Raw genomic sequence first — 26,047 nt, forward strand, 5'->3', positions numbered from 1 at the left:
GATGCTGGATGCTGGATGCTGGATGCTGGATGCTGGATGCTGGAAAATAATCATTTAGTCATCATTCAAAATTGGTTTGATAAATTTTACTAAATCATTGTGTATCCAATCTCTAGCTTCCAACCTCTAAATTCCAACTTCAATCTTCCAGCCTTAAATTCTATTGTAGATCAGTTCGACCAAAACGTCTCCTACAGCCTGTAGCGTTTCATGGCTAATGATGTCCATATTATCATTCTGCGTGTGCCAGTATGGGGCAAAGGTGATATTTTCAGTATCCGGCCGATGCCTGATGATATCGATGGTGGGAATATTAAGAATGCGATTAATGACCACATGATCGTCGTTAATGGCACTTCCAGGTAGATCCAGGAAATAATTTCCGTAATTTTTCTCTTCTGCTATAGTCCACAGTTCATTTACTAAAGCCGGGGCATACTGCAATGAGTACTTCTCTTTGGGAAATTGGGCGTTAATCCCTCCTACCATGTCCAGTAAGATTCCAAATCTGGGACTGTAATTCTGAACAGGTGGATTGTTGGCCCAGTAACGAGATCCTAGAAAATATTTCTCTAGACTACCTTTTTTTCCATAGTCTTCACCGTCAAAGAGCACGATATCTACTCCTATTTCCGGAAGCTCATGGCTCATGATGCGAGCCAGCTCAAGCAACACACCAACCCCACTGCCCCCGTCATCAGCACCCGGTATCGGTGTCTCTGTAGCAAGGGAATCTTCATCTGCCCGCGGACGGGTATCCCAATGAGCACAGAGCATAATACGGTCGCCTGCCCGGGGATTAAATGATGCAATGATATTAGTGAGTTCCAGCTGAACACCATCGTACCCTGCTTCGGTAAATTCTTGAGCAAATACACTTCGTTCGCCGGCATACGATTTAAGCTTATCCAAAAGAAACTCCTTGGTCTGCCGGTGACCTTTTGAATTGGGATGCCTGGGGCCAAAAGAAACCTGTTGATCAATAAATGTATAGGCACTGTCGGCATTAAATACCGGAACTTCATTACCTTTCTCCCTGAAATTCAATCTATCGGTGTCTTCACTGCTGCAGGCTATCAACAACACTCCAACCGGAAAAATAATGCAGATAAACCGAAACAATCTTTGGATCTTCATCAATAATAAGTCATTTAGTAATCAAGTAGCGAAGAACTGGCTCTCCTCTTTTTCCTGCCAACTAACATCTACGCTTCTTTATGAACCATACTGGCAGAGGATTGTGCTACAGGAAAAACAATAGTATCCATGATATTGACATGCATCGGCCGGTTGGCAATGAAATGAACGATCTCCGCGATATCTACAGCAGTAAGTGCTTTATAGCCTTTATATACTTTTTCAGCACGTTCTTCGTCTCCCTTAAAACGTACATTACTGAATTCCGTTTCTACCAGTCCGGGTGAAACCATGCTGACCCGTATTTCGGTGCCGTGCAGATCCTTCTTTGTCGCTTCTGTAATAGCTTTAACAGCATGTTTGGTGGCACAATATACAGATCCGCCGGGATAGGCCTCGTGTCCCGCAATGGAACCGATATTGATAACATGTCCCGAATTGCGCTGTTTCATTGACGGAGTAATAAGACGAGTCATGGTCAACAATCCCTTAATATTGGTATCAATCATGGTATCCCAGTCATCAAAAGAGGCATCGTAAACCGCATCAACGCCCTTAGCAAGTCCGGCATTATTTACCAGAATGTCTACCGGACTGATGAGTGATTCCAAAAATTCCCCGCAGGCATCCCGATCACGAATGTCAAAAGCACCCGTAAACACTTCAATATCAAAATCTTTTTCTAATTCTTTCTTTAAGCTTTGAAGGCGCTCTTCCCGCCGACCGGATATGGCAAGGTTACATTTTGATTCAGCAAAAAGCTTTGCAGTTGCCTCACCAATACCTGCAGTGGCCCCGGTTACCAGTACCAACTTACCTTGAAGTCTGTTTTTCATATCGTGAAATTGATTAAAAAAAGAGTAGTCAGTATCTAACTATTAATTCAAAGGCCGGACCTATCAATTACCAGTGATATATGCCCCCTTATTATTCATGAAGCTGTTCTACGAGGCGTGCGGCATTCAATAATTTCTCTTCTTCGAAAGTATCAGCCATAAATTGAAGACCGTAAGGCAATCCATTCGAATGTTTTCCGGCCGGTAAGTTTATACCGCATATTCCAGCAAGATTAGCAGATATAGTATATACATCATTGAGATACATCTGAACCGGGTCGTCCATTTTAGAGCCAATATCGAAAGCCGTAGTAGGTGCAGTCGGTGATACGATAACATCTACATCATCAAAAGCCTGTGTAAAGTCTTGCTTGATGAGCCGGCGAACCTTTTGTGCTTTCGCATAATAAGCATCATAATAACCCGCACTCAGCACATAGGTCCCCAGCATGATGCGGCGTTTTACCTCTTGTCCAAACCCTTCGGTTCGGCTTTTCTTGTAGAGCCTGACCAAGGCCGAGTCGGTGGTTTCCAATTCCTTGCTCAGTTCCATCTTCTTATCACCGGTGGCCAGTTCCATTTGTTCCTGGATAGCCATTTTCTCCTGGTGAAGCTCTTGTTCCACTTCATCGATATCCGCCCGGTGCCCATAACGTATGCCGTCATAGCGTGCTAGGTTACTGGAAGCCTCGGCGGTAGCCAGAATATAATAGGCGGCGATACCATACTTCATATGAGGCAAATGTATGGGCACCAATTCGGCACCTTCGTTTTCCAGATCTTTGAGCTGCTCCTGTATTCCATCTCGAATCTCCTTATCCAATCCTTTTCCGAAATACTCTTCTGGTACACCTATTTTAATATTCGATGTAGGATCACTGACTGCTTCACGGTAATCAGGCACTGCCCGGCTGGAAGAGGTGTTATCATGATCATCGTAGCCGGCCAATACTTCAAGAATTGTTGCAGCATCAGCCACTGAATTTGCAAGTGGACCGATGCAATCGAAGGATGAGGCAAAAGCAACCAGTCCATGTCTGGATACACGTCCATATGTTGGTTTCAAGCCAACGACTCCGCAATAAGAGGCAGGTTGCCGAATGGAGCCACCGGTATCTGAACCTAAGGCCGCTGTACAGTATTCGGCCGCTACAGCCGCAGCGCTACCACCTGAGGAACCTCCGGGTACTTTATCAGGATCATGAGGATTTTTTGCGGGACCGTAGATGGAATTCTCGTTGGAGGAACCCATCGCAAATTCATCCATATTCAGACGGCCAAGCAGAAGTGCACCTTCTTTTTTTAACCGCTCAATAACTGTAGCATCATAGGTACTTTCAAAATCTTCCAGTATGGCTGATGCGCAGGTGGCTTTCTTGTTTTTCTCACATATTACGTCTTTAATTCCTATAGCCATCCCGGCAAGACGGCCGGCAGAATCATCCTCTATTTTCTTCTGTATGGATTCTGCCTGACGTATAATCTCATCACGGTCGTAATTGACAACAGCATTGATGTCATTATTTGTCTCATCAATGTTACTTATATAGTGATGAGCTAATTCAGGAAGGGTTAAATTGCCGGTTTTAATGGATTCGCGAATCTCAGTAAAATCTCGAAAATTCAAAGAGTGTACTTATTTTTCAGTTGCGTGTTCCTGTGAGTCCTTGGCCTGGGTTTTTCCGGAAGAACTGAAGCCCTCCTTCTCTCCTTTTTCTATCTCTTTTTTGATATCATCTGAAGCCTTTTTGAATTCGTTGATTCCCTGACCGATGCCCCTGGCAAGTTCCGGAATTCGTTTAGCCCCGAAAAAGAGTAGAATAACCAATAATACAATCATGACCTCGGGAACGCCTATACCACCAAACATATAATAATCCTTTTATAATTGGGTTTATGAGTGAAGAAACAATAAGATAAGAATTATTTTATTGATCTTTGAGTTATAGTTAACAAAATAATTTCATATTTATTGAATAATTACTTGAATTTTATAAAACAAAGCTTTTTATAACAACCTAAGAATCGAAAATAGAACTTTAAAAACTAGAAGCATTTTTTATGATCTGGACTGTTGAATTAGCAGCGGCTTTGGACGATGCGCCATTCCCTGCTACACGTGAAGAATTAATTGAATGGGCCGAAAGAAACGGTCTTTCGCAGCAAGTAATAAGCAATCTCGAAGAACTGGATGAGATTGAAGAAGGCGAAGACATGATTTATGAAGGTATAGAGGATATCTGGCCTGACTATATCAGGAAAGAAGACTTTTTCCATAATGAGGAAGATGAAGGCTTTGATTATGACGATGTATAATTAAATTGGCGGCAAAAGCGTTATTATATTCGGTTGTTCTGATAAATCAGAGCAACCGTTTTTTATGAATATCTCCCAATATTTTGGCTCAGCATATTGTTTCTTAAAAAATCTTCGGCATTTTGTTTACTAGCTTTCTTTATTCTACTCTCTGCTGGAGTACCCCCTGCTCATGCTCAAAATGTTGCTGAATCTGACACCACTGATAAAGTAATCCGGGTTGTTCGCTTTGTAGGGAATGATCACGTCAAACACAATACTCTTGAAACCCTTGTTCGAACGCACACCAATCGTGAATTTCTGGGGATACCGCGTTTCACGCCCTGGTACTTTATCTACAAGCTAACAGGCAAATTCGGTGAACCTCCTACCTTGCTCGACCGTCAAACCGTGGCAACCGATGTTGAGCGTATTCGCAGATATTACGAGACCATCGGCTACCTGGAGGCTGAGGTTGACACCAATATCGTTGAGTTTAAAGAAGACAAAATTGAAGTATCATTTCTTATTGAGGAAGGTCCCCGTTCCCATATTGAAACCATTGCCTATTCCGGTATGCCGCAGATGGAAACCGAGAGAGAACTGACTGATTTCTACCGGAGAAGCGCACTGACGAGGGAACAGATCAACGATACCACCTACCGGGTCGACCGACCCTATATTGAGAACGAACTCTCTATTGAGAGAAATCGGATAATTACCTTTTTAAAAAACAAGGGTCATGCAGCGGTGGGCCGTGACTCCATACTTGCCCAGGTAAGACGTTCAGGTCAGGATTCTACACAGCTCGATATACTTTTTACTGTGGATCCGGGCAAGAAATACACATTCGGTGATCTCTACATTAGTCTTGCAGGACCTGACGAAGAGATCAACTACCAGCAACAGGACACGGTCAGCGGAGAGCCATATACTCTCGGATTGGCAAAAATTTATCTCCAAAAAGAGGAGTCTGCACAGACTAAATTCAGCCTGTTGACCGACCAGATACTGTTTAAGCCCGGCGAGACCTTCAATAATTCGCTTTATATCAGATCGATCAATGAATTTCAGAACCTTGGTATGATGAATATCAGGCAGTTCGGTCTCAGTGAAGACGGTTCACAGCCTGACTATTCCGGTGATGTAATTCCTACCATGTTCTCCCTGCAGACTCTGCCAAAGCATTCGGTGAATTTCAACATCTTTGGGATGCGCAGATATGGTTTCGGCTCAGGTGCCGGTGTAACCTATAACAATAACAACCTGTTTGGTAAAGCGGAGAATCTTCAGCTCGGAGTAAACGGTAGTTTCGAATATGTGAGCTCCGAAACGTTGCGCGATATAGCCCCTGATTCCAGCCAACGTTCGTTTGAAAGCCGCTTTTTCAGGAGTTTCGAAACACGACTCGAGTACTCCCTGCCCAGGCTAAATTTTCCATTTGCATCCCTGGATGATCAGCCCTCTTTCACAAACGCCCGAACGCGTTACACGCTTTCGTTCAGCAGATCTAACCAGTTGCTCTTTGATATCAACTCGGATACACGTTTCAATCTTAGATATGAGGTAAACCATAACAACCGCTTCTCAAGCTTTCTGGATTTGCTTGAACTTGATCTGCTTGATACCGACCCGTCCCCCCAGTTTCGACAGTCATTGGAGGATGAGTTTGGGGAGGACTCATTTGAACTGCAGCGCATACTGGAAGATTTCCGCCCTCAAGTGTCCTCCATCCTTCGCTATACCTTTCGCAGCCAGCGCACAGACATCATCCAAAGAAACTATGGTTATTTCAGTGAATATTCGATAGCGGTCGGCGGCAACATACCGTTTCTAATAGACCGGTATATCGTAACACCCAACACCATTGAAGGTACTTTGCCCTCTCCGGTCAGCGTCAGCTCAAATAGCCTGGCATACAGCCGCTTTGTAAAGGGTACTGCCGATTATAGGCGATATATACCCATTTCAAATGATGCTGTCTTTGCTTATCGAGCTTTCGGTGGCTTTGCCCTGCCCTATGGAGAAAACACCTCCATTCCTTTGAACCAGCGATTTTATGCCGGTGGCAGCAATGATATCAGAGGCTGGGACATTTACAGCCTGGGGCCCGGTGGTATTCCACTGGATGACGTAACCATCAACGGGGGTCAAATAAAACTGCTGGCACAAACAGAAACGCGTCAGTCTTTAATAAAAAACTTTCTTTCTGCTAACTGGATCGGGGCCTGGTTTACCGATGCCGGTAATATCTGGTATGGCCCGCGCACTCAAGTCAGCGGTGGAGCCGGTACCGATCCCGCAACCATAGAAGAACGCAGGAACATATTAAAACAGGGGAAATTCTTTTTTGATGAATTTTATAAACAAATTGCCGTAGGATCCGGGCTCGGATTGCGTCTCGACTGGGAATACGTTGTGGTTCGCTTTGATTTCGCCTTCCGGATACACGATTTGCAACAAGGATGGTTTAATAATAAAAAGCTATATTTTAGCTTTGGTATCGGTCATTCTTTCTAAATGTCGCTTTAACCTTCAAAATCTGAATCCATGCTAGGTTCAAAACGATTTGAATCCATTAAAAACCAGGGTAAGATTATTTTTAACTCCCGCTTCCTGAAAAACTTCTCTTCAGCTGAGCGATACGAATTTCTACAGCTTTGCCATCGCAGAAAGTATAAAGAAGGAGAATTTATCTATTACCAGGGTGATCCCGGAACCGGTATGTACTTTATTGAAGAGGGAAAAGTACAACTGATCATTGAACCGGAGGCTGATTCTGAAAAAGATGACTTTATCTTCAAGCTGGAATCCCCGGAAAGCTTCGGGGCGCTCTCCATCGGTTATGAACTGCGCAGGTTCTCATCAGCTAAGTGCATGACCGACTGTATTTTACTGGGATTTTTTAAACCAGATTTTGAGACCTTGAAGAAAAGACACCCGGCAATAGCACTCAAGTTCATGGAAAAGCTTGCTATGATCGCCATGAAACAGCTGGATATTACAACCAAAACACTACAAGAACACACCGGCAAAGTGGAGGCCTACAGCCTGCAATTCCAGAGTTATTATCACTCTAAAAAAGAATCTATCTAAGTTTACACATCTACATGGCTTTAAAAAAAGGGCAGGAAGTTGAGCTTGAAATTGAATCAGCTGCTTTTAAAGGAAAAGGGTTGGCAAAAGTTGACGGCTTAGCCGTGTTTGTACCAAATACGGCACCCGGCGACAAAGTCAAGGCCCGCATTATTAAAAAGAAGAAAAGCTACCGGGAAGCCAAGCTGCTGGAAGTACTGGAAGAAGGAGAACATCGAATAGAACCAAAATGCCGCCATGCCAAAGAGTGCGGCGGCTGTAACTGGCAGCATGTACGTTATGAGCACCAGCTTCAGTTCAAAAGAGATCAGGTTAGAGATCACATGCATCGCATCGGCGGTCTTTGCCATCTGGAGGTAAATCCCACCGTAGGCTGTGAAGACATCTACCACTACCGGAACAAGATGGAGTATTCCATCGGGCATAAGCGATGGCTGAGCAGGGAGGAGATTAATAAGGATGAGTTTGTAAGTGATCGTTGTTTTGCCGCAGGTTTACATGCACCCGGACGCTTCGACAAAATACTCAATATACAGGAATGTCATCTCCAGGATTCGATATCCTATAAAATCCTGGACTTTGTACGCACCTATTGCCGAGAACACGATATTGAACCATACAATACCATCGACAACGAAGGCTTCATGCGCAACGTGGTGGTACGAAACTCTTATCATACCGATGACCTTATGGTCAACCTGGTTACCTATAAAGACGAGGAAGAGACCATTCAAAAACTATCAGATGCCCTACTCGAGGCGTTTTCTGAAATCACTACCCTGGTGGTTAATATCAATGATACCAAGAGTCCGACTGCTGTAGGCCGATACGAAAAGGTAATGTATGGTCCGGGGTATATAACCGAATACATCGGTCCCTATCACTTTAATATCCACGCGAATGCATTTTTCCAGACTAATACCCAGCAGGCAGAGATACTCTATGACATAGCCAGGAATTTTGCAGATATCCAATCCGATGAAATAGTTTATGATCTTTATTGCGGGGTAGGAACATTAAGCCTGTATTTAAGCGAAGCTGCGCGGAAGGTCGTCGGAGTGGAAATTGTGGATGTCGCCCTGGAGAATGCGATACAGAACGCCAAGGAAAATGAAGTTCAGAATGTAGACTTTGTACTGGGCGACATGAAAGATGAATTTAACCAAGCCATGATAGCCGAACATGGCGAGCCTGACTGCATTATTACCGATCCGCCACGCTCAGGCATGCATCCCGATGTAGTCGAACGCCTGATGGAATTAAAAGTGCCCAAATTGGTGTATGTGAGCTGCAACAGCTCTACCATGGCCAGAGATCTTAAAGAGCTTAATAAAGTATATGAGATCCTGGAAGTGCAGCCCGTGGATATGTTTCCACAAACCTACCATATTGAGACAGTAGCTAACCTCAGATTGAGGGAAAATAACAATTAACAGTGGTCAAATAACAAACAAGTACCAAATTAAAATTGATTGAATGGGTTAAACGACCCCGTTCTCATTCCGCCGCTCTGCTGCAGAATGGACGGTGCCTCTCGCTTCCGGAGCAGAACGCCGGAAGCAGAAAAATTATTCAATTCCCCGGTACAGGGATCATCTGTAGGCTGACAGGCTGGGAAACCTCTATTTCAGTACCTGTTCTGTTAAGCAGACCGGTATTTGTATCCCGTTCAAAGACTACGATATTATCAGTGTGCCTGTTGGCAGCCAAAAGGTATCTTCCGGTAGGATCAATTCTAAAATTCCTTGGATGCACCCCACCTGAGGGCTCTTCTCCCACTTTGCTGAGCATTCCACTCTCGTCTACTGAGTATATTACAATGTTATTCAGATCCTCACGATTGGAAGCATACAAAAACTTCCCGTCGGGTGATATTCGTATATCAGCGCCCGAGATCGCTCCTTCATAGTTTTCCGGCAGCGTGCTAATTGTTTGTAACTCATCAAGATTTCCATCCAAGTAGCTGAAAGCTACGATGCTACCGTTTAGCTCGTTGACCAGGTAAGCATACTCCCCGCTAGGATGAAAGGTCAGGTGACGCGGACCGGCTCCCTTTTCGGTCTCATAAACAATAGCAGGTTCACTTGATAGACTATTGTTTGCGGAATCATAAGCATATCCAGTCAGCTTATCGGTTCCCAGGTCAGCTGCAAATAAGAATCTGTTATCCGGTGAAATGATGGTACAGTGCACATGCGGACTTTCCTGCCGGTTTTCATTAACACTACTTCCCTGATGTTTTATGACTGTCTTTGCTTCTTCTAGTGAACCGTCTTCATTTATAGGAAACATAGCCAATGACCCTCCGAGATAATTGGCTACAAATACCGCTTCTCCGTTCTTATCGGTACTAATGTAACACGGAGCCCCACCCCTGCTTGATTGACGGTTTAGCAAGCTTATTTGGCCATTCTGAGCATCAAAAGAGAAGGCACTGACGGTTGCGTCAGTAGAATCAGCAAGCTCATTTACTGCATATAGTGCGGTATGATCCGGTGAAAGATAAATGTAGGAAGGGTCAGCTATTCCGGACACGGTATCTGCCGGTGAAACCGTTCCGTCCGCAGCATTGAAACGATACAAATATATGCCTTCACTTCCCTCTCCGGTATAGGTACCCACAAACAGATAGAATTCTTCTTTCTGTTGTGTTTGCTGTGTACAGCTAATAGCGTTCGTGGATACCAGGGCAATCAGAATAAAAAACTTGAGATATTTCATAGGAGAACCTGCGTATTTTCGATTTTGCACTCACATTACGGTTTTAGTACTTCGCCGGCATTCCGTCTTCGGGAATGGAACTCCTGATGAACTCCCTGATATCATTATTCGATGTACTGATATCTTCATCACGAAGGTACATCATGTGTCCGCTGCGGTATCCTTTAAAGCTCATTCTGTTCTGTAGTTTACCGGACGGATCCAGGTTCCACATCGTATATTTAGCATCAAAATAGGGAGTTCCGCCATCATAATAGCCGGATTGTACCATTACATTCAGAAATGGATTTTGCGCCATAGCTTCCCGCAAATTCTCTCCGGTATTGTTGTTCGATCGGTCCCAGGGTCTTACCGGTCCGAAAAGCCAGTACCGAAGATCGGTTTCATAACCCAGCTGATCTCGCAAATAATGGTTGATAGCCGGGGCAAAAGCGTGATTCCAGGCGGTCAACGCAGGATCAAAATCATAGCGATCTCCGGCATTTTCACGATCTATGCCACGATAGCGCGAATCCAGACGACCAATAGTCAACTCTTTATCCCTAAGCAGTTCTTTCCAAAAAAATGAGGTTGAGACACGCAGGTTGTGATTCAGAAATGCCTTTTCAGAAAGTCCTGAGTAATAGGCAGCCCGTTCGGCAATTTCGCTCTTCTTTTCATCAGTAAGCGTTCCTCCCCGGCTCAGCGCGGGAATAAATTCATTGATAGTGTATTCTTCAACTTCTGGTAATATTTGGGAAAGGTCTTGTTGCTGCAACTCAGAAGGAAGGGCGTTATGATACCATGCAGCAGCTGTGAAATATGGAAGCGTCAGGGCATCGCCGACCGGTCCGTCTCTGTCAACTCCCAAACCGGTAGGTGAAACCAGGATTACGCCATTTAGATACATCCAGTTTCGGTTTTGCAATTCACCTGCCAGGCCGGACACCCGGGTGGTACCGTAACTTTCTCCAATAAGAAATTTAGGAGAAACCCAGCGGTTATGACGTGAAATAAAGGTATCGATCCAGTCTGCGAGATATTCAATATCGGCATTGACTCCGAAAAAAGTCTCTTTTTCCACTTCATCATCCAAAATACGGGAGAAGCCGGTGTTTACGGGATTTACGTAGACGATATCCGCAACATCAAGAATGGAGTGCTCATTATCTTCGATTCCGTATGGCTGAATAGGAAACCCCTCATCACTGATCCGAAGCTTCTTAGGACCTGTATAGCCCAGGTGCATCCACAAGGATGCAGAGCCCGGTCCACCATTAAAGGATATCACAAGGGGCCTGCTGCTCTGTTCGTCGACATCCGTACGCTCATAATAGGTATAAAAAAGAGTGGCTATCGGTTTGCCGTCGTCATCCCATACCGGTTGATTTCCTATGGTAGCCCTATAGGGCACATTATCACCGTTAATGGTAACTTCGTGATTGGAACTGATGGCGGTATCGGCAGGTATTGTGACCTCTTGAGCTGTTGTCAGAAGCGGGCAGATCAAGAGTATCAAGATTATTGAAGAGAATACACTCGCATATTTTAGATCTTTTTTCATATCGAGAATTATTTTACCGTGGAATGATTTTGTAAGCAGAACCTATTTAGGCTACCTTTATCTGAAATTCGAATATAAACGGGGGTTTGAGCAGTTGCAAAAAGATCCGACTCGCTTTTCATCAAAACATGTTAAAAAAGATGAACGCTAAGAATATACATGTTATCGGTGCCGGCCTTGGTGGGCTGGCCATCTCCTGCCTGCTGGCATCAGATGGCCACCGTGTCACTGTATTTGAAAAAAACGATTCTCCCGGCGGAAAAATAAACCAGGTCATTGCTGATGGCTTTCGCTTTGATACCGGACCTTCCCTGATGACAATGCCCTTTGTATTGAAAGAATTATTCGAACGATGCGGATTCCGCGCTGAAGACTACATCAATCTCAAACCTGTCGAACCGATTTGCCGATACTTCTATCAGGATGGTACAGTTTTTACCAGTTATCAGGATCTTGATAATACATTAGATGAGTTAAGTCAACTAGCTCCGGTAGATGTAGATAACTATATTAAATTTCTTGACTACTCTTCAAATCTGTATCAACGAACAAAGGATGCTTTTCTGTTTAATCCGCTATATGGACTTAAAGATCTGGGCAACTTGAACCTGCTGGACTTTTTCAGGATTGATGCATTTCACACGGTATCGGACCGTGTTGATGAATATTTTAAGTCACCTTACCTGCGAAAATTTTTCAAACGTTTCACTACATATAATGGCTCTTCGCCCTATCAGGCTCCTGCAACTCTAAATGTAATACCTTACGTAGAGTTAAGCATGGGCGGTTATTATGTTGACGGCGGGATGTACGCCATTGTTACCGCCCTTCACCGTCTTGCCATGGATCTGGGAGTGGAATTTCGATTCAATTCTGACATTAAGCGTATTAAAGTACTTAACAAACAAGTCGAATCTGTTATAGATAGTGAAGGTGAAAAGCATACCGCCGACCTTGTGGTATCCAATAGTGATGCAGCGGAAACCTATCTTGAGCTTTTGGGGGAAGATGCAGTCTCTGAATCCAAAAAAGAGAATATTGAAAATTTGGAGCCTTCATGCTCCGGTTTCGTTCTCCTGTTGGGTATCAACAGACGTTACGAGCAGCTAAGACATCATAATATCTTCTTCAGTGAGGACTACGAATTGGAATTTCAAAAGATATTCCGCGAAAAAGTGATGCCTGAAGATCCCACAATTTATATTGCCAATACCTCTGCTTCAAATCCAGAACATGCTATAGAGGGCGGTTCCAATCTTTTTGTATTAGTAAATGCTCCCTACCTGAGTGAGAATTATAATTGGGATGAGCACAGTGAAGCGTATGCCTCTTTTATAATCTCTGAACTGGAAAAGCGCGGACTGGAAAATCTAAGTAGCTCAATTGTACATCAAAGCCACATTACACCGGCAGACTTCCGCGAAAAATATCGATCTAACCGTGGAAGCATTTACGGCACTTCTTCCAACAGTCGATTTGCGGCATTCCTGAGGCCCAGAAATAAGTCGAGAGAAGTTAAAGGCCTATATCTTACCGGTGGAAGCACCCATCCCGGCGGGGGTATTCCATTGGTTATTCTGTCTGCTTTTCACGCAATGGAGCTTATTAGGAGGTATGAGTAAGGAGTAAGGAGTAAGGAGTGAAAAGTAAAAAGTAAGAAGGGAGAAGTGAGGAGCGAACGGAGGTCAAGTTGTGAGAAATATGCCAGATAATATTAGATACAAAATATAGTGGCAGAATTCCTTTCACTTTTCACTTCTTGCTTTTCACTCCTGCCTGTCCTAATTCACTCCCCCAGTTTACCAAGATTAATGACTTCCATATTTCGAAATTTGCCGTCGCTTATGTCGAAGCGAACACAGGTTCGGTATACCTGGAAACCCTGCTTTCCGGCGGCACCCGGATTGATAAATAGCATCCGGTTTTTCTCCTGGTCCCGGCCAATTTTAAGAATATGCGAGTGTCCGCAGATGAAAACATCCGGCGGATTATTTTCCATCTCTTCTCTAATCGGTATACAATACCTACCCAAGGTACCTCCGATATGAGTCATCCAGATGTTGATGCCATCTCGTGTAAATCGTTGGTGAAGCGGGTACTCCTTTCGAATATCCTGCCCGTCAATGTTACCATATACCCCTGTTAGAGGAGCTATTTCCTTCAATTCGTCGGCGATGCCGATATTGCCAAAATCACCTGCATGCCAAATCTCATCACATTCTTCGAAATACTCGTGTACCTGGGGATCAAGATAGTTGTGCGTATCAGCTATTAGTCCAACTTTGATCATAAATTTATCTTTCACATCTTTGTGCCGACAATTCGCTCAAATAATAGGGATGTTTTAAGCTTATGCAAATTTTAAATCATTTCTATGACAAATATTTGACTTTTAAAACAACACGAAAGCGGTTAACCATTCACCAATGCATCGTTTTAGTATCATCATTGTTTCATGGAATGCTTTGCATCATCTGCAGGAGTTTTTGCCCAGCGTGGCAAAAACACATTATGATAACTATGAAATAATACTTGCCAATAATGCCTCAAGCGACGGTTCAGTAGAATGGGTGGAACGGCAGTTTCCCGAGGTGGAAATTGCAACGTTTGACAAGAACTATGGCTACTGTGGCGGCAATAACCGGGCAGTACCTTACGCCAATGGCGACATATTGCTGTTTTTAAACAATGATGTAGCAGTTGAGCAGGACTGGCTGCAAGGACTCAATGACACTTTCGATGAAGATAAAAAAATAGCCGCGGTTCAACCCAAAATGCTGTCATATGAAAATCCGGAATATTTTGAATATGCGGGAGCTGCAGGCGGATATCTGGACAAATACGGCTATCCTTTTTGTAAGGGGCGTATTTTCGACACTCTGGAGACTGATTTAGGACAATATGATTCGCCCTCCGATATACTTTGGGGGAGTGGTGCGGCACTTGCTATTAGAAAAGAAGTTTTTGAGGAGATGGGAGGCTTCGATGAAGATTTTGAATTTCATATGGAAGAGATCGATCTCTGCTGGCGTATCTGGAACGAAGGCCTAAAAGTACGTTATTGCCCCAAGAGTGTTGTTTACCACCTCGGGGGCGGTTCAATGCCCATGGGCTCACCGCGAAAGGTCTATTATAATTATCGGAATAACCTGAGAATGATCTGGAAGAATGCTTCATCGGGGACCCTTCCCTATCGTTTTCCGATCAGGTACAAGCTGGATATCATAGCTGCTTTTCGATCCCTGTTTACCGGTAACATTGAAGAGTTCAAAGCCATTGCACGTGCCCATAAAGATTTCTGGAAGTATTTTCATCGAACCCAACAAAAGAGAAATAAGCTTCTTGAATCCAGAAAGATATCTACCAATCCCGAGACTATGTTGTCCATAAACCTTATTTGGGACTATTTTCTTCGAGGTAAACGGCATTTTAATGAGTTGATTGATGAAACCCATGGGAATAGTCATATTTAACTACATTTTAACCTAATTGGTTATATTTTGCATTTATAAACCGTTTAGGTTATAAATGGTTTGAATAGCAGCAAAGCTACTTACTAGCTTTAAACAAATTATGGATGGATATTTCCCGAATAACATCGTTTCTATTGCCCTTATTTAAGAAATGGTGGTGCAGCCTGCTCCTGCTCCCTTTTATCATTTACTCCCTGCACCAGGCATACTGGGCGCTGCGTTTCAACATATTTTTCTCCATAACCTATGAGACCCCTTTTCCGGTTAATTTTATTCATTTCATGCTGGATAATTTCCTGCTCATTGTGCATGAGGCGGGCCATACCTTCTTTTCTGTGTTTGGGATACGCACCATTACAATATTGGGTGGCTCTCTGTTTGAAATACTATTGCCGGTTATCATATTTGTCTTTTTCTGGTTTAATAAGAAAAAAATAGGCATACAGCTTTCGCTCTACATGGTAGGCTTTGCCTTTCTACAGGTTGCCTTTTATGCAGCCGATGGTGGAGCGCGTCAACTGCCGCTTATTGGGGGACTTTCAAAGGAGTCTCATGATTGGTACAATCTGCTTTCCGGCTGGGGCATGTTGGAGAGCGATATGACCATCGGAGTGCTACTTGTAATTACCGGGGGGCTGTGTTATCTGGCGGCGTTATCGGTACCGTTATTTTTTAAGAAGTATGAAAGTGTTAGCCTAGATTTAGAGGTATGAGCTTTACAGTTGTACCACTGAGATACACAAAGGAGCACAAAGTTACACAGAGTTATATCTGTGAAAATCTGCGGCAAAAATGATTAATTACCGGTCATGTCGTAAAGCATGCGGATCTCCTCGGGCCAGTTTTCGGTGTTTGGCGTTTCCAGAATCATTGGGATATCATCAAAACGTTCGTCCTGCATCAGAAGTTGAAAAGCTTTGAGACCGATGAGTCCCTCACCTATGCTATCGTGGCGATCGACCCTGCTGCCCAGCTCCTTCTTGGAGTCATTTAGATGCATGCCCTTTAGGTATTCAAACCCTACGGTTTCTTCAAATTCCTTGAACGTTGCATCAAAGCCATCTTCCGTCGAGATATCATAGCCTGCCGCAAAAGCATGGCAGGTATCAACACATACACCAACCCGATTTTTATCATCCACCATATCGATTATTTCGGCCAACTGCTCGAACTTAAAGCCCATATTGGTACCCTGACCTGCCGTATTCTCTATCACAGCGGTGACTCCCTTAGTTTTATCAAGGGTCCAGTTAATGGAATCTGCAATTGTCTTCAGACACTCTTTTGGACTATGCTTCTTCAAATGGCTGCCAGGATGAAAATTTAGTAATTTGATTCCCAGCTGCTCGCAGCGCTGCATTTCATCCAGAAAAGCATCCCGTGATTTTTGCAGCTTGTCCTTTTCCGGGTGCCCCAAATTGATCAAATAGCTGTCATGCGGCATCACGTGGTCCATGGAATAACCGAGCTCTTCGCAATTTTTCTTGAAGCCCTCAATATTTTCGTCACTCAGCGGTGGCCCCTCCCACTGGCGTTGGTTTTTAGTAAACAGTGCAAATGCTTTTGCTCCAATTTCATCAGCTCTTACCGGTGCATTTTCGACGCCACCTGCTGCACTGACATGTGCTCCTACGTATTTCATAATCTACTCACATTTTCTTTTTGAGGAAGGTAAGCAGTTATGTTTAGAACCTGAAACTTACTCCAGGAACGTATTCATCGAAAAATATCGGGCATTCATCGAAAAAAATTTTAAAATGCACGGGGTGATATAACTTTGGTTACAGTTAACATCAACTAAACTGTATGCTATGAAAACTACAACGAACTATATAATCCTTCTCATTGTCGGAGCTATACTGACAGGATGCGGTATTCCTTCAGTACACCCACTTTATGAACCCCAGGATCTTATCGTTAATGATGATATCACCGGAGTTTGGTCTTCAGAAGATGAGTTATTTTATGTCTTTAGTTTAAATGACCTGGAAAATAACCGAGTTAACTTACCCGAGAACATTGTTACCAGTACCAATGATAGCACTTCTAGTTTTTCATTGAATCTAGATGAAATAGAAGATGACCTAGTAGAAAAAAAGGATGAGGGTATTAAAAATCTATACTATATCATCCATGTAGTTGATGATGTAATTTTGGACCTTTATTTCGCAGGGCTGGTACAATTAGATTCCCAATATTTCATTGACTTTTATAAAGTCAGTTATATTGATGATGCTTTCCGATTTCCGACTCATCTCTTCACAAAACTGGAAATTTTTGACGACAAATTGGTGCTACAAGAATTTAAAGAAAGTTTTGTCAGGGAGCTTATCGAGAATCAACAGATTAGAATTAAGCATGAATATGCCGATGATAACCTCTTACTTACGGCTCCCAGTGTAGATTTAAAGAAGTTTATTCTGAAATACGGACGTGAAGAAGCTGCCTATGGTGATAAATACACGTACAACCGGGTTAAAAATACTTTATGAATTACCGCAACCGTACCTTTCTGCAACTGCCCCCTGTGAGATGGGGGCAGTATATATTATTCTGGGGACTCTCTTTTTTTATTTTGAGCAGGTATTTTGCCTATCAAAATGAGGTCAGCAGAATAGATCTCATTTATACTTTTCTATTCCATATCAGTATTCTTGCCGCCGTACTTATTAACAGTTTCTATCTTATTCCCAAGTACCTCGCCAAACAGAACTATTTCCGGTTTGGGGCCTTATTTATAGTAACACTCATTACCAGTACGGCTCTTAATATCATTACCTTTCGATACCTCGCAGATTGGTTGTTCCCTGATTACTATTTCATCAGTTATTACGGCTGGTTTGAAATCGCGCAATTCATCGCAACTTATCTAATTGTAACGACCCTTTTGCAGTTATCCGGTAGCTGGTTCCGGGAGGCTGAAATTAAACAGAAATTGGCTGAGACCGAACAGGCACGGACGGAGACAGAGTTGAGAGCTTTAAAAGCTCAAATAAATCCACACTTTCTGTTTAACAGCCTGAATCATGTATACTCACTCGCGGTTAAACAATCGCCTAAAACAGCACCGGCGATCTTAAAACTCTCCGATCTGCTTCGCTATACCATCCGAAACATCAATGAGTCAACGGTAGCCCTTGAGCAGGAGATTGGCTACATAAATACTTATATCGAACTTTTTAAGAACAGAGTAAAGCATCCTGAGCGAATTGACTTTCGACAAAAAGGTGATACCAATAATTTAAGCATAGCTCCTCTTCTGTTACTCACATTCGTTGAAAATTGCTTTAAACACGGCAGCATTTCCGAAGAGGGTGAAAAAATTATTATATCAATAGATGTATCCGGGAATACCCTTTCCCTTCATACCGAGAACAATATCGCAAAGGAGGATGCTACTGATCTGCCTGAAGAAGCCTCGGGGCTGGGTCTAGAGAATGCTAATAAAAGGCTTCAGCTGCTTTATCCGGGACGTCACCAGCTGGACATAAATACAGATGAAAATCTTTTTAAGCTTAGCTTAACTATTGAGTTGACATGAATAAATCCATCGGTTGCCTGGTTGTAGATGACGAACCTTCCGCGCAGGAAGTATTGAAACAGTATATCGCCGATACACCTCAACTGTTTTTGAAAGGATGCTGTGAGGATGCCCTGGCAGCTTCTGAGTTTCTGGCGAACAACAATGTTGATCTTCTCTTCCTGGATGTTAACATGCCCAAACTGTCCGGAATCAGTTTCCTAAAATCCCAATCAGAAGTTCCACCCGTCATCCTTACCACAGCCTACGATGATTATGCACTGGAAGGTTATGAACTGGATGTCTTGGATTACCTGCTTAAGCCCTTCTCTTTTGAACGTTTTTTAAAAGCTGTTCAAAAGCTGGATAAACACGCTGATTCAAGCAATGAAGATACTTCTGTTTTGACCATTAGAGCAGACAAGAAAACCTATCGTATCGCAACACAGGATATACGATATATCGAATCAGCCGGTGACTATGTTACCATCCATACCACAGAACAACGGCTTACAACCTATGAAACGCTTAAAAATATGGAGTCAAAACTGCCAGCCGATGACTTCATCAGGGTTCATAAATCATATATCATTGCCGTATCAAGCATAGAATATCTTGAGGGCAACTCAGTAAGAGTGGGAGATCAATTTATACCCATCGGAACAACCTACCGTGAAACCGTTAAGCAATTTTTCTCTGAATAGAGATGGAATTATTTACCTGTCTTTACTGATGTGTTTGATGAAACAAGTATCACGTAATAAGCAAGAATGGGCAGTTTTCAGGAAATCGACCACACAGCGGACAAAGGTATTAAAATTGAAGGCGGAAGTCTGCAGGATATTTTTGAAACATCTGTTGTAGGTTTAGCCCATATGTCCCGTGAAGATCTGGCTAAAGACTCCGAAACGTCGTCCGAATCATATATAGTAGAAGTGGAATCGGAAGACGTTACAGGTTTACTGGTTGATTTTCTATCCGAAGTTCTAACATTGAGCCATATACACCATATGGTGTTTCTAAAAGCAGATATTGTCCTTCTGGAAGAAACCAACATCAGGGCCAAAGTTTACGGGCAGAAAGTTGACCACTTTGATGAAGATATTAAGGCTGTCACATACCACAAGGCAGATATTCGCCAGAAGGAAGACGAAACATACGAGACCTATATTGTCGTTGATATCTAAGGTTGACAGAGTTAAACCTTAACGATTCACCTTTCTCGTTGTATTCTTTGAATGATCTTAAATCTTGATTTGCCATTATGATTAGGAAAGAGCAATTAAACAAGATGACGAACTTTCTTTGGGAAATACCCCAATCTTACAGAGAAGACATGCGGGTTCCGGCCCGAGTCTATGCTACAGAAGAAGGACTTGAGGCCATTCTCAAAGACGACTCTTTGGATCAACTAATCAACGTATCCACGCTACCGGGGATACAAAAAGCAGCTATTGCCATGCCGGATGCACACCAGGGCTATGGATTCCCTATCGGAGGCGTAGCCGCAACAAAGTATCCTGAGGGTGTCATATCGCCCGGGGGTATCGGTTACGATATTAATTGCGGGGTAAGACTGCTGGCCACGGATGCCGACTATAATGAGATTAAAGGCGAAATGGAGAACCTCGCAACTGAACTGTACAATAATGTTCCTGCCGGTGCGGGAAAAAGCGGTCCGGTAAATTTAAACCGACAGGATTTTGATCGCTTGCTGCGACGGGGAGCCGAATGGGCAGTTGAAAATGGGTATGGCGGCTCAGAGGATTTAGAATACATTGAAGCCAACGGCCGACTGGATCATGCAGATCCTAATGTTGTATCTGAAAGAGCCAAACAGCGAGGACAAGATCAGGCCGGTACGCTGGGAGGCGGCAATCACTTCCTGGAAGTTGACCGGGTATCAAAAATTTTCAACCAAAAGGCAGCGCAAGCCTTAGGATTGCATGAAAATCAGGTCGTTGTCTTTATTCACACAGGTTCCAGAGGTTTTGGTCACCAAGTAGCCACCGACTATGTGAAAAAGTTTCAGAGCAAAATGAACGAATATGGAATTAATCTACCCGATCGCGGACTAGCCTGTGCCCCAATGGATACACGGGATGGCAAGGACTATTATCATGCAATGGCTGCGGGCGCTAATTTCGCGTGGTGTAATCGCCAGGTAATTACTTCAGAGGTGCGCAAGGCTTTCAGGAATGTACTGGGCACACAGGCCGGAAAAATTGATGTTGTGTATGACATCTCTCACAACATTGCCAAACTGGAAGTACATGAGATCAATGGGAATTCGGAAAAAGTAATGGTTCACCGTAAAGGTGCTACTCGCGCATTTGGTCCCGGCCACCCAGAACTTCCTGATGCCTACCGTGACATCGGACAGCCTGTTTTCATACCGGGCAGTATGGGAACCAGCTCCTATGTACTTACGGGTACGACTGAAGGCATGCAGTCTACTTTCGGTTCCACCTGCCATGGTGCGGGGCGTAATATGTCTCGTACAGCAGCCAAGAAACAGGTTGATCCCAATAAGCTTATTCGCAGGCTAAAAGAGCAGGATATTCATATACAAGCCGCTTCGCATAGCGGTGTCGCAGAAGAAGCGCCACTGGCTTATAAAGAAGTTGACATGGTGGTAGAAACGGTAGAAAAAGCAGGCATTGCCAAACGCGTACTCCAGATGCATCCCGCGGCAGTAATAAAAGGTTAATTTTTTAAGTTTAGTAAAGCTAGTAAACCTCACCTTGCAGTAGTTTCATTAAACAAGCTTTACTAAACTTGTCAGGTTTTCTACTTCCAGGCGCCGAGTATTAATCCCATAACTGTGAATGTAACGGTCCAGTACCCGCCGTTGACCAGGATATATTTCCATGATTTTTGCTCATAAAGGGCATTGACAGCAAGAGCAAAAAAGACCCAGCCGAAACCGGTCAGGAATCCATATAAGGTCCCTTCCTGTAGGCCTATTGAAGGGTCATTCAAGAACATAGCCAGGTTGAATGCCATTATGAGTTCAAAAACAAAGGCCAGACCAAATATTTTTGCCATGTTACCCTGCTGGAGCTGCTCTTCGCTAAGGCCTGTGGCTGTCATCCATGATTTGCCAAATAGTGGTCCGTACCAAAGCCATCCAACAAGAAAAGTAGAAAGTGTAGCTACTAATATTGCCCAAATGTTGAGAGTTGACATATCCATAATAATCCCCGACTAAGTTATTGTTTTCGTAAAGCATCCCTGTTAGACTATATTTAAGAAAATTATTCAAATAAAAAACGGTGATTTTTTAACTCGTTAATCAGGCTACAAAAAATGAAAACAGTGCGAAGGCTTTGGGGTAATTACGATCTAATGCTTACCTTTGATTCTTATCAACTAATTATATAGGAACATGATAGAATCATCGAGAACATTGGATCTATCCAAGCCGCACCCCATCGATCAGGTAGGTGTAGAAGCGAGGGTAGCCCGGCTAAATTCCAGAAGCGTTAAGAAAGAGTCAAAGATCGAGGCTCTCAAGATGGCGCTGAGCATGATTGACCTTACCACTCTTGAAGGGATGGATACAGAAGGGAAAGTCATTCAACTTTGCCAGAAAGCCATAAAACCTCATGCAAACCTACCCGATCTGCCGAAAGTAGCGGCTGTCTGTGTTTACCCTAACATGGTCAGCGTAGCCAAGGAAAGGCTGAAAGGAAGCGGCATCCATGTGGCAAGTGTAGCAACGGCTTTTCCCAGCGGAATGGCAACACTGGATGAAAAGCTCGAAGAGACAAAAAAGGCCGTAGACCAAGGTGCCGATGAAGTGGATATGGTAATATCTCGAGGTAAATTTCTTAAGGGTGAATACAACTATGTATTTGATGAAATTAAGGCTGTAAAAGAAGCTTGCGCCCAAGCACACCTGAAAGTCATTCTTGAAACCGGTGAGCTGCAGACTTTGGAAAATGTCAGAAAAGCCAGTGACCTGGCTATGCAGGCCGGAGCAGATTTTATTAAAACCTCTACCGGAAAGATACAGCCCGCAGCCACACAGCCTGTAACGCTGGTTATGTTAGAGGCCATCCGGGACCATTACTATCAAACCGGTCAGATGGTCGGCATGAAACCGGCCGGCGGGATTCGAAAGGCAAAGCAGGCTATTCAATACCTGGTGCTGGTCAAAGAGACGCTGGGCAACGAATGGTTGACGCCTGATTACTTTCGATTCGGTGCCAGTTCACTGACCAATGATCTTCTGATGCAAATTGTAAAACAGCAGACCGGCGTATACCAGAGTCTGAATTATTTTTCAAACGATTGATATAACCACTACGACACTGAAATCACTAATTGATTTTGGGGTTTTAGTGACTACAAATTGATTGTCATCATATTATGAAAGAAGAAAATATAGACATCCAGGAAAAACCATTTAAACCCTCTTCACCGACAAACAGGTTGAATTTCAAAACCGATTGGGAGTATGCTGAGGCACCGGAAAGCACCGATCATGTAAGCATTTCGGACAAGTACGGACTTTTTATCGATGGTGAATTTGTAGAACCCGAAAAAGGCCGGTATTTCACTTCTGTCAATCCGGCAACCGAAGAAGTCCTAGCTGAAATCGCTGAAGCTACCCAGCAGGATGTCAACAAAGCTGTTGAAGCTGCTCGCAAAGCCTACGAGAAAAGTTGGTCAAAGCTGGAAGCTAAAGAACGAGGAAAATATATCTTTCGTATTGCCCGCTTGATACAGGAACGTGCACGTGAATTTTCTGTCATAGAAACCATGGATGGCGGAAAGCCCATCCGGGAATCCCGGGACGTGGACATACCGCTGGCAGCGGCACACTTCTTTTATTATGCCGGCTGGGCGGATAAACTTGAATATGCATTCCCGGGCAGAGAGGTGAGCTCACTAGGAGTTGCCGGACAGATCATTCCCTGGAATTTCCCCTTGTTGATGCTCGCCTGGAAAATTGCCCCTGCCCTTGCGACCGGCAATACCGTGGTTCTGAAACCGGCAGAAACCACTTCCATTACTGCCCTGAAATTTGCCGAACTTTGTCAGGATGCCGGCTTGCCCGAAGGCGTTGTCAATATAGTAACGGGAGCAGGACAAACGGGATCTCATATAGTGAGTCATGAAGATATTGATAAAATAGCCTTCACAGGCTCCACGGAGGTCGGTAAAATAATCATGAAAACCCTGGCAGGCACTGATAAGAAATACACCCTGGAACTGGGTGGCAAAGGTCCGAACATCATATTTGAAGATGCACCTATAGAGCAGGCTGTGGAAGGTATCATCAATGCTATTTTCTTTAACCAGGGCCATGTGTGTTGTGCAGGCTCACGACTGCTGGTTCAGGAGGGAATTGCCGATGAGGTGATTGACAAGCTCAGAGACCGGATGGAGACACTTATTGTAGCAGACCCATTGGATAAGAATACGGATGTCGGGGCCATCAATTCCAAGCAGCAGTATGATAAGATTAATGATTACCTGGAACTGGGTGTTGAAGAAGGCGCCGATATTTTTCAAAGCTCCTCAGAGCTTCCTGATAAAGGCTACTTTTGTAAGCCGACTATCTTTACCAATGTGGCCCAGTCAAACCGAATTGTGCAGGATGAAATATTCGGACCGGTACTGACGGTACAAACCTTCCGTACCGCCGAGGAAGGTATTGAGAAGGCCAATAACACCCCCTACGGACTCGCCGGCGGAGTATGGACCGACAAAGGATCCAAAATATTCAAGGTCGGCCAGAATATCGATAACGGTGTGGTTTGGTCGAATACATACAACCAGTTCGATCCGACCTCTCCTTTCGGCGGCTACAAAGAAAGCGGTGTCGGCCGTGAAGGCGGATTGCAGGGATTGCAAGGTTACGTGAAATTGAAATAGGAATTAGATAAAACACTCCTTGGAGGTTATCCAACCCTCCAAGGAGTTAGTTAGTATTTGAAAAAATTTAAGAATAAATACCGAACTGACTCTATCCGACTCAAAGGCTATGATTATAGCAGTGAGGGTATATATTTTATCACGATTTGTACTAAGAATCGCACTCATTATTTCGGATCTGTCATTGAATCAAAAATGAAGCTTTCAGCTGCAGGACAGATAGTTGCCAATGAGTGGCTCAGAACACAAACAAAAAGGGATAGAGCCGTGCTTGGTGAGTGGATTGTGATGCCAAATCACTTCCATGCGCTAATAGGTCTTAAACCGAAACCTGATACAGACGCATCGCATGCGTCTAAAGCTGGCTTAAATAGATTTGAACAAAGTACATACAGATGCGATCTGTCTGTGCGTAAAAAAGCTTTTCCCTGGAATTATAAAAATAGCTTCGGTCCCCAGCGGGATAATATTGCATCTATCATCAGGGGTTTTAAAGGAGCTTGTACCCGTCAAATCAGAAATGCAGTAGATCCTGATTTTAGCTGGCATACCGGTTATTATGATCATATTGTTCGTAATCAAGAGTCTCTTGACAGAATTGAAAAATATATTATAGAAAATCCCTTGAAGTGGAATAAAGATCGATTTCATTAATTAATATAATACCATGGCAGAAAGAATAGATGTTTTAAAAACTTATAAAACCTATGTAGGCGGGAAGTTTCCACGTACGGAATCCGGACGGTATTACAAGGTTTACGATGAAAATGACAAGGTGTTGGCCAATGCCTGCCGGTGCTCACGAAAAGATGTTCGCGACGCTGTGGTAGCAGCCAGAAACGCCCTTCCCGGCTGGAAAGGAAGAACCGCCTATAACCGCGGGCAGATTCTCTATCGTATTGCTGAGATGCTGGAAGGCCGCAAAGCCCAGTTTGTCGACGAGCTGGAAACCATGGGAAGTAAAACCAAACAGGCCAAGCTTGAAGTCAATACTGCTATTGACCGTCTCATCTATTATGCCGGTTGGGCGGACAAATACCAGCAGGTTTTTGGCACGATTAATCCCGTAGCTAGCAGTCATTTTAATTTCTCCATACCCGATCCTACCGGCGTCGTCAGTATACTCGCTCCCGAAAAGTATCCCTTGCTCGGACTGATATCAGTAATAGCCCCGGCAATTGTCGGCGGAAATACCTGCGTGGTTCTAGCCTCAGAACAAAAACCGTTATGTGCCGTTAGTCTCGGTGAGGTTTTGAATTCCTCGGATGTTCCGGGCGGTGTCGTTAATATTCTTACCGGGATGAAAGAAGAGTTGATCCCTCATATGAGTTCTCACATGGATGTAAATGCCTTCTTCTATACCGATAGTCACGTTAAAGAAAAATATGCGAAACAAATTGATGAGAACGGAGCTTTAAATATCAAACGCATCGTCTTTGAAGCTATTGATGACTGGACCAATGATGACAGTCAAAACCCGTATCTTATCACCGGATTACAGGAAACGAAGACAACCTGGCATCCTGTTGGGTTTTAAAAA

At 43.7% G+C, this 26,047-nt stretch carries 25 protein-coding genes; 16 read left to right on the forward strand and 9 right to left on the reverse strand.

Translation table 11 applies throughout. From position 1 onward, the window contains the following. Positions 1–153 precede the first annotated feature (153 nt). From G3570_RS07675 to G3570_RS07690, 4 genes are all read right to left on the reverse strand, one after another. Positions 154–1,137, reverse strand: coding sequence for a M28 family peptidase (locus G3570_RS07675; protein ID WP_165140899.1), 984 nt, complete (start codon positions 1,135–1,137; stop codon positions 154–156). Between the two features lie 68 nt (positions 1,138–1,205). Further along, positions 1,206–1,973 (reverse strand): SDR family NAD(P)-dependent oxidoreductase, encoded by a 768-nt coding sequence (locus G3570_RS07680; protein ID WP_165140901.1) that lies wholly within the window; start codon positions 1,971–1,973, stop codon positions 1,206–1,208. A gap of 91 nt (positions 1,974–2,064) precedes the next feature. Continuing rightward, the gene (locus tag G3570_RS07685; RefSeq protein ID WP_165140903.1) at positions 2,065–3,600 is read right to left on the reverse strand and encodes an amidase family protein; all 1,536 of its coding nucleotides are present in this window, start codon (positions 3,598–3,600) and stop codon (positions 2,065–2,067) included. Positions 3,601–3,609: 9 nt separating this feature from the next. Further along, on the reverse strand, positions 3,610–3,843 hold the full coding sequence (locus G3570_RS07690) for a Sec-independent protein translocase subunit TatA/TatB (protein WP_165140905.1): 234 nt from the start codon (positions 3,841–3,843) through the stop codon (positions 3,610–3,612). A gap of 191 nt (positions 3,844–4,034) precedes the next feature. Here G3570_RS07690 and G3570_RS07695 point away from each other — a divergent pair, with 191 nt between their 5' ends. From G3570_RS07695 to rlmD, 4 genes are all read left to right on the forward strand, one after another. Continuing rightward, complete coding sequence (locus G3570_RS07695; RefSeq protein ID WP_165140907.1) at positions 4,035–4,289, forward strand: DUF2795 domain-containing protein; 255 nt, start codon at positions 4,035–4,037, stop codon at positions 4,287–4,289. 96 nt (positions 4,290–4,385) lie between these two features. Next, a complete protein-coding gene (locus G3570_RS07700; protein WP_249066792.1) occupies positions 4,386–6,788 on the forward strand; it encodes a BamA/TamA family outer membrane protein in 2,403 nt (800 codons plus the stop codon). 30 nt (positions 6,789–6,818) lie between these two features. Further along, on the forward strand, positions 6,819–7,364 hold the full coding sequence (locus G3570_RS07705) for a cyclic nucleotide-binding domain-containing protein (RefSeq protein WP_165140909.1): 546 nt from the start codon (positions 6,819–6,821) through the stop codon (positions 7,362–7,364). 14 nt (positions 7,365–7,378) lie between these two features. Continuing rightward, positions 7,379–8,797: a 23S rRNA (uracil(1939)-C(5))-methyltransferase RlmD gene (gene rlmD, locus G3570_RS07710; RefSeq protein WP_165140911.1), complete on the forward strand. Its 1,419-nt coding sequence runs from the start codon at positions 7,379–7,381 to the stop codon at positions 8,795–8,797. A gap of 139 nt (positions 8,798–8,936) precedes the next feature. Here the strand turns inward: rlmD and G3570_RS07715 are convergent, their stop codons facing one another. Continuing rightward, positions 8,937–10,085 carry a lactonase family protein gene (locus G3570_RS07715; RefSeq protein WP_165140913.1) on the reverse strand — a complete coding sequence of 383 codons (1,149 nt, stop codon included), beginning with the start codon at positions 10,083–10,085 and terminating at the stop codon, positions 8,937–8,939. A 43-nt stretch (positions 10,086–10,128) separates the two neighbouring features. Continuing rightward, positions 10,129–11,628: a S10 family peptidase gene (locus tag G3570_RS07720; protein WP_165140915.1), complete on the reverse strand. Its 1,500-nt coding sequence runs from the start codon at positions 11,626–11,628 to the stop codon at positions 10,129–10,131. A 140-nt stretch (positions 11,629–11,768) separates the two neighbouring features. Between G3570_RS07720 and G3570_RS07725 the strand changes: the two genes are divergently transcribed. Further along, positions 11,769–13,250 carry a phytoene desaturase family protein gene (locus tag G3570_RS07725; protein ID WP_165140917.1) on the forward strand — a complete coding sequence of 494 codons (1,482 nt, stop codon included), beginning with the start codon at positions 11,769–11,771 and terminating at the stop codon, positions 13,248–13,250. Positions 13,251–13,414: 164 nt separating this feature from the next. Here G3570_RS07725 and G3570_RS07730 read toward each other — a convergent pair whose 3' ends face one another. Beyond that, positions 13,415–13,918, reverse strand: coding sequence for a metallophosphoesterase family protein (locus tag G3570_RS07730; RefSeq protein WP_165141296.1), 504 nt, complete (start codon positions 13,916–13,918; stop codon positions 13,415–13,417). A gap of 136 nt (positions 13,919–14,054) precedes the next feature. Here G3570_RS07730 and G3570_RS07735 point away from each other — a divergent pair, with 136 nt between their 5' ends. Beyond that, complete coding sequence (locus tag G3570_RS07735) at positions 14,055–15,101, forward strand: glycosyltransferase family 2 protein (RefSeq protein WP_165140919.1); 1,047 nt, start codon at positions 14,055–14,057, stop codon at positions 15,099–15,101. Positions 15,102–15,235: 134 nt separating this feature from the next. Beyond that, complete coding sequence (locus tag G3570_RS07740; RefSeq protein ID WP_249066794.1) at positions 15,236–15,814, forward strand: hypothetical protein; 579 nt, start codon at positions 15,236–15,238, stop codon at positions 15,812–15,814. 83 nt (positions 15,815–15,897) lie between these two features. On the opposite strand, the gene nfo is transcribed toward G3570_RS07740, so the two are convergent. Further along, positions 15,898–16,743, reverse strand: coding sequence for a deoxyribonuclease IV (gene nfo / locus G3570_RS07745; protein ID WP_165140923.1), 846 nt, complete (start codon positions 16,741–16,743; stop codon positions 15,898–15,900). A gap of 169 nt (positions 16,744–16,912) precedes the next feature. On the opposite strand from nfo, the gene G3570_RS07750 reads away from it, so the two are divergent. The 5 genes from G3570_RS07750 (at position 16,913) to G3570_RS07770 (ending at position 21,331) form a co-directional block, all read left to right on the forward strand. Beyond that, entirely contained in the window at positions 16,913–17,593 is a 681-nt protein-coding gene (locus G3570_RS07750; RefSeq protein WP_165140925.1) for a hypothetical protein, read from the forward strand. After that, positions 17,590–18,642 carry a sensor histidine kinase gene (locus tag G3570_RS07755; protein WP_165140927.1) on the forward strand — a complete coding sequence of 351 codons (1,053 nt, stop codon included), beginning with the start codon at positions 17,590–17,592 and terminating at the stop codon, positions 18,640–18,642. Before G3570_RS07750 ends, G3570_RS07755 begins: the two co-directional genes overlap by 4 nt. Beyond that, positions 18,639–19,325, forward strand: a complete 687-nt coding sequence (locus tag G3570_RS07760; protein WP_249066796.1) for a LytR/AlgR family response regulator transcription factor — start codon at positions 18,639–18,641, stop codon at positions 19,323–19,325. Before G3570_RS07755 ends, G3570_RS07760 begins: the two co-directional genes overlap by 4 nt. A 66-nt stretch (positions 19,326–19,391) precedes the next feature. Continuing rightward, positions 19,392–19,808: an archease gene (locus G3570_RS07765; RefSeq protein ID WP_165140929.1), complete on the forward strand. Its 417-nt coding sequence runs from the start codon at positions 19,392–19,394 to the stop codon at positions 19,806–19,808. 77 nt (positions 19,809–19,885) lie between these two features. Beyond that, positions 19,886–21,331 carry an RtcB family protein gene (locus tag G3570_RS07770; protein WP_165140931.1) on the forward strand — a complete coding sequence of 482 codons (1,446 nt, stop codon included), beginning with the start codon at positions 19,886–19,888 and terminating at the stop codon, positions 21,329–21,331. 80 nt (positions 21,332–21,411) lie between these two features. On the opposite strand, the gene G3570_RS07775 is transcribed toward G3570_RS07770, so the two are convergent. Beyond that, on the reverse strand, positions 21,412–21,816 hold the full coding sequence (locus G3570_RS07775) for a DUF1761 domain-containing protein (protein WP_165140933.1): 405 nt from the start codon (positions 21,814–21,816) through the stop codon (positions 21,412–21,414). A gap of 193 nt (positions 21,817–22,009) precedes the next feature. Here G3570_RS07775 and deoC point away from each other — a divergent pair, with 193 nt between their 5' ends. From deoC to G3570_RS07795, 4 genes are all read left to right on the forward strand, one after another. Then, positions 22,010–22,921, forward strand: coding sequence for a deoxyribose-phosphate aldolase (gene deoC / locus G3570_RS07780; protein ID WP_165140935.1), 912 nt, complete (start codon positions 22,010–22,012; stop codon positions 22,919–22,921). Positions 22,922–22,995: 74 nt separating this feature from the next. Next, positions 22,996–24,507 (forward strand): aldehyde dehydrogenase family protein, encoded by a 1,512-nt coding sequence (locus G3570_RS07785; RefSeq protein ID WP_165140937.1) that lies wholly within the window; start codon positions 22,996–22,998, stop codon positions 24,505–24,507. A gap of 57 nt (positions 24,508–24,564) precedes the next feature. Next, positions 24,565–25,161, forward strand: coding sequence for a transposase (locus G3570_RS07790; protein WP_165140939.1), 597 nt, complete (start codon positions 24,565–24,567; stop codon positions 25,159–25,161). A gap of 13 nt (positions 25,162–25,174) precedes the next feature. After that, positions 25,175–26,044 carry an aldehyde dehydrogenase family protein gene (locus G3570_RS07795; RefSeq protein WP_165140941.1) on the forward strand — a complete coding sequence of 290 codons (870 nt, stop codon included), beginning with the start codon at positions 25,175–25,177 and terminating at the stop codon, positions 26,042–26,044. Positions 26,045–26,047 lie beyond the last annotated feature (3 nt).

Source organism: Halalkalibaculum roseum (genome assembly GCF_011059145.1).
Lineage (GTDB): Bacteria > Bacteroidota > Rhodothermia > Balneolales > Balneolaceae > Halalkalibaculum > Halalkalibaculum roseum.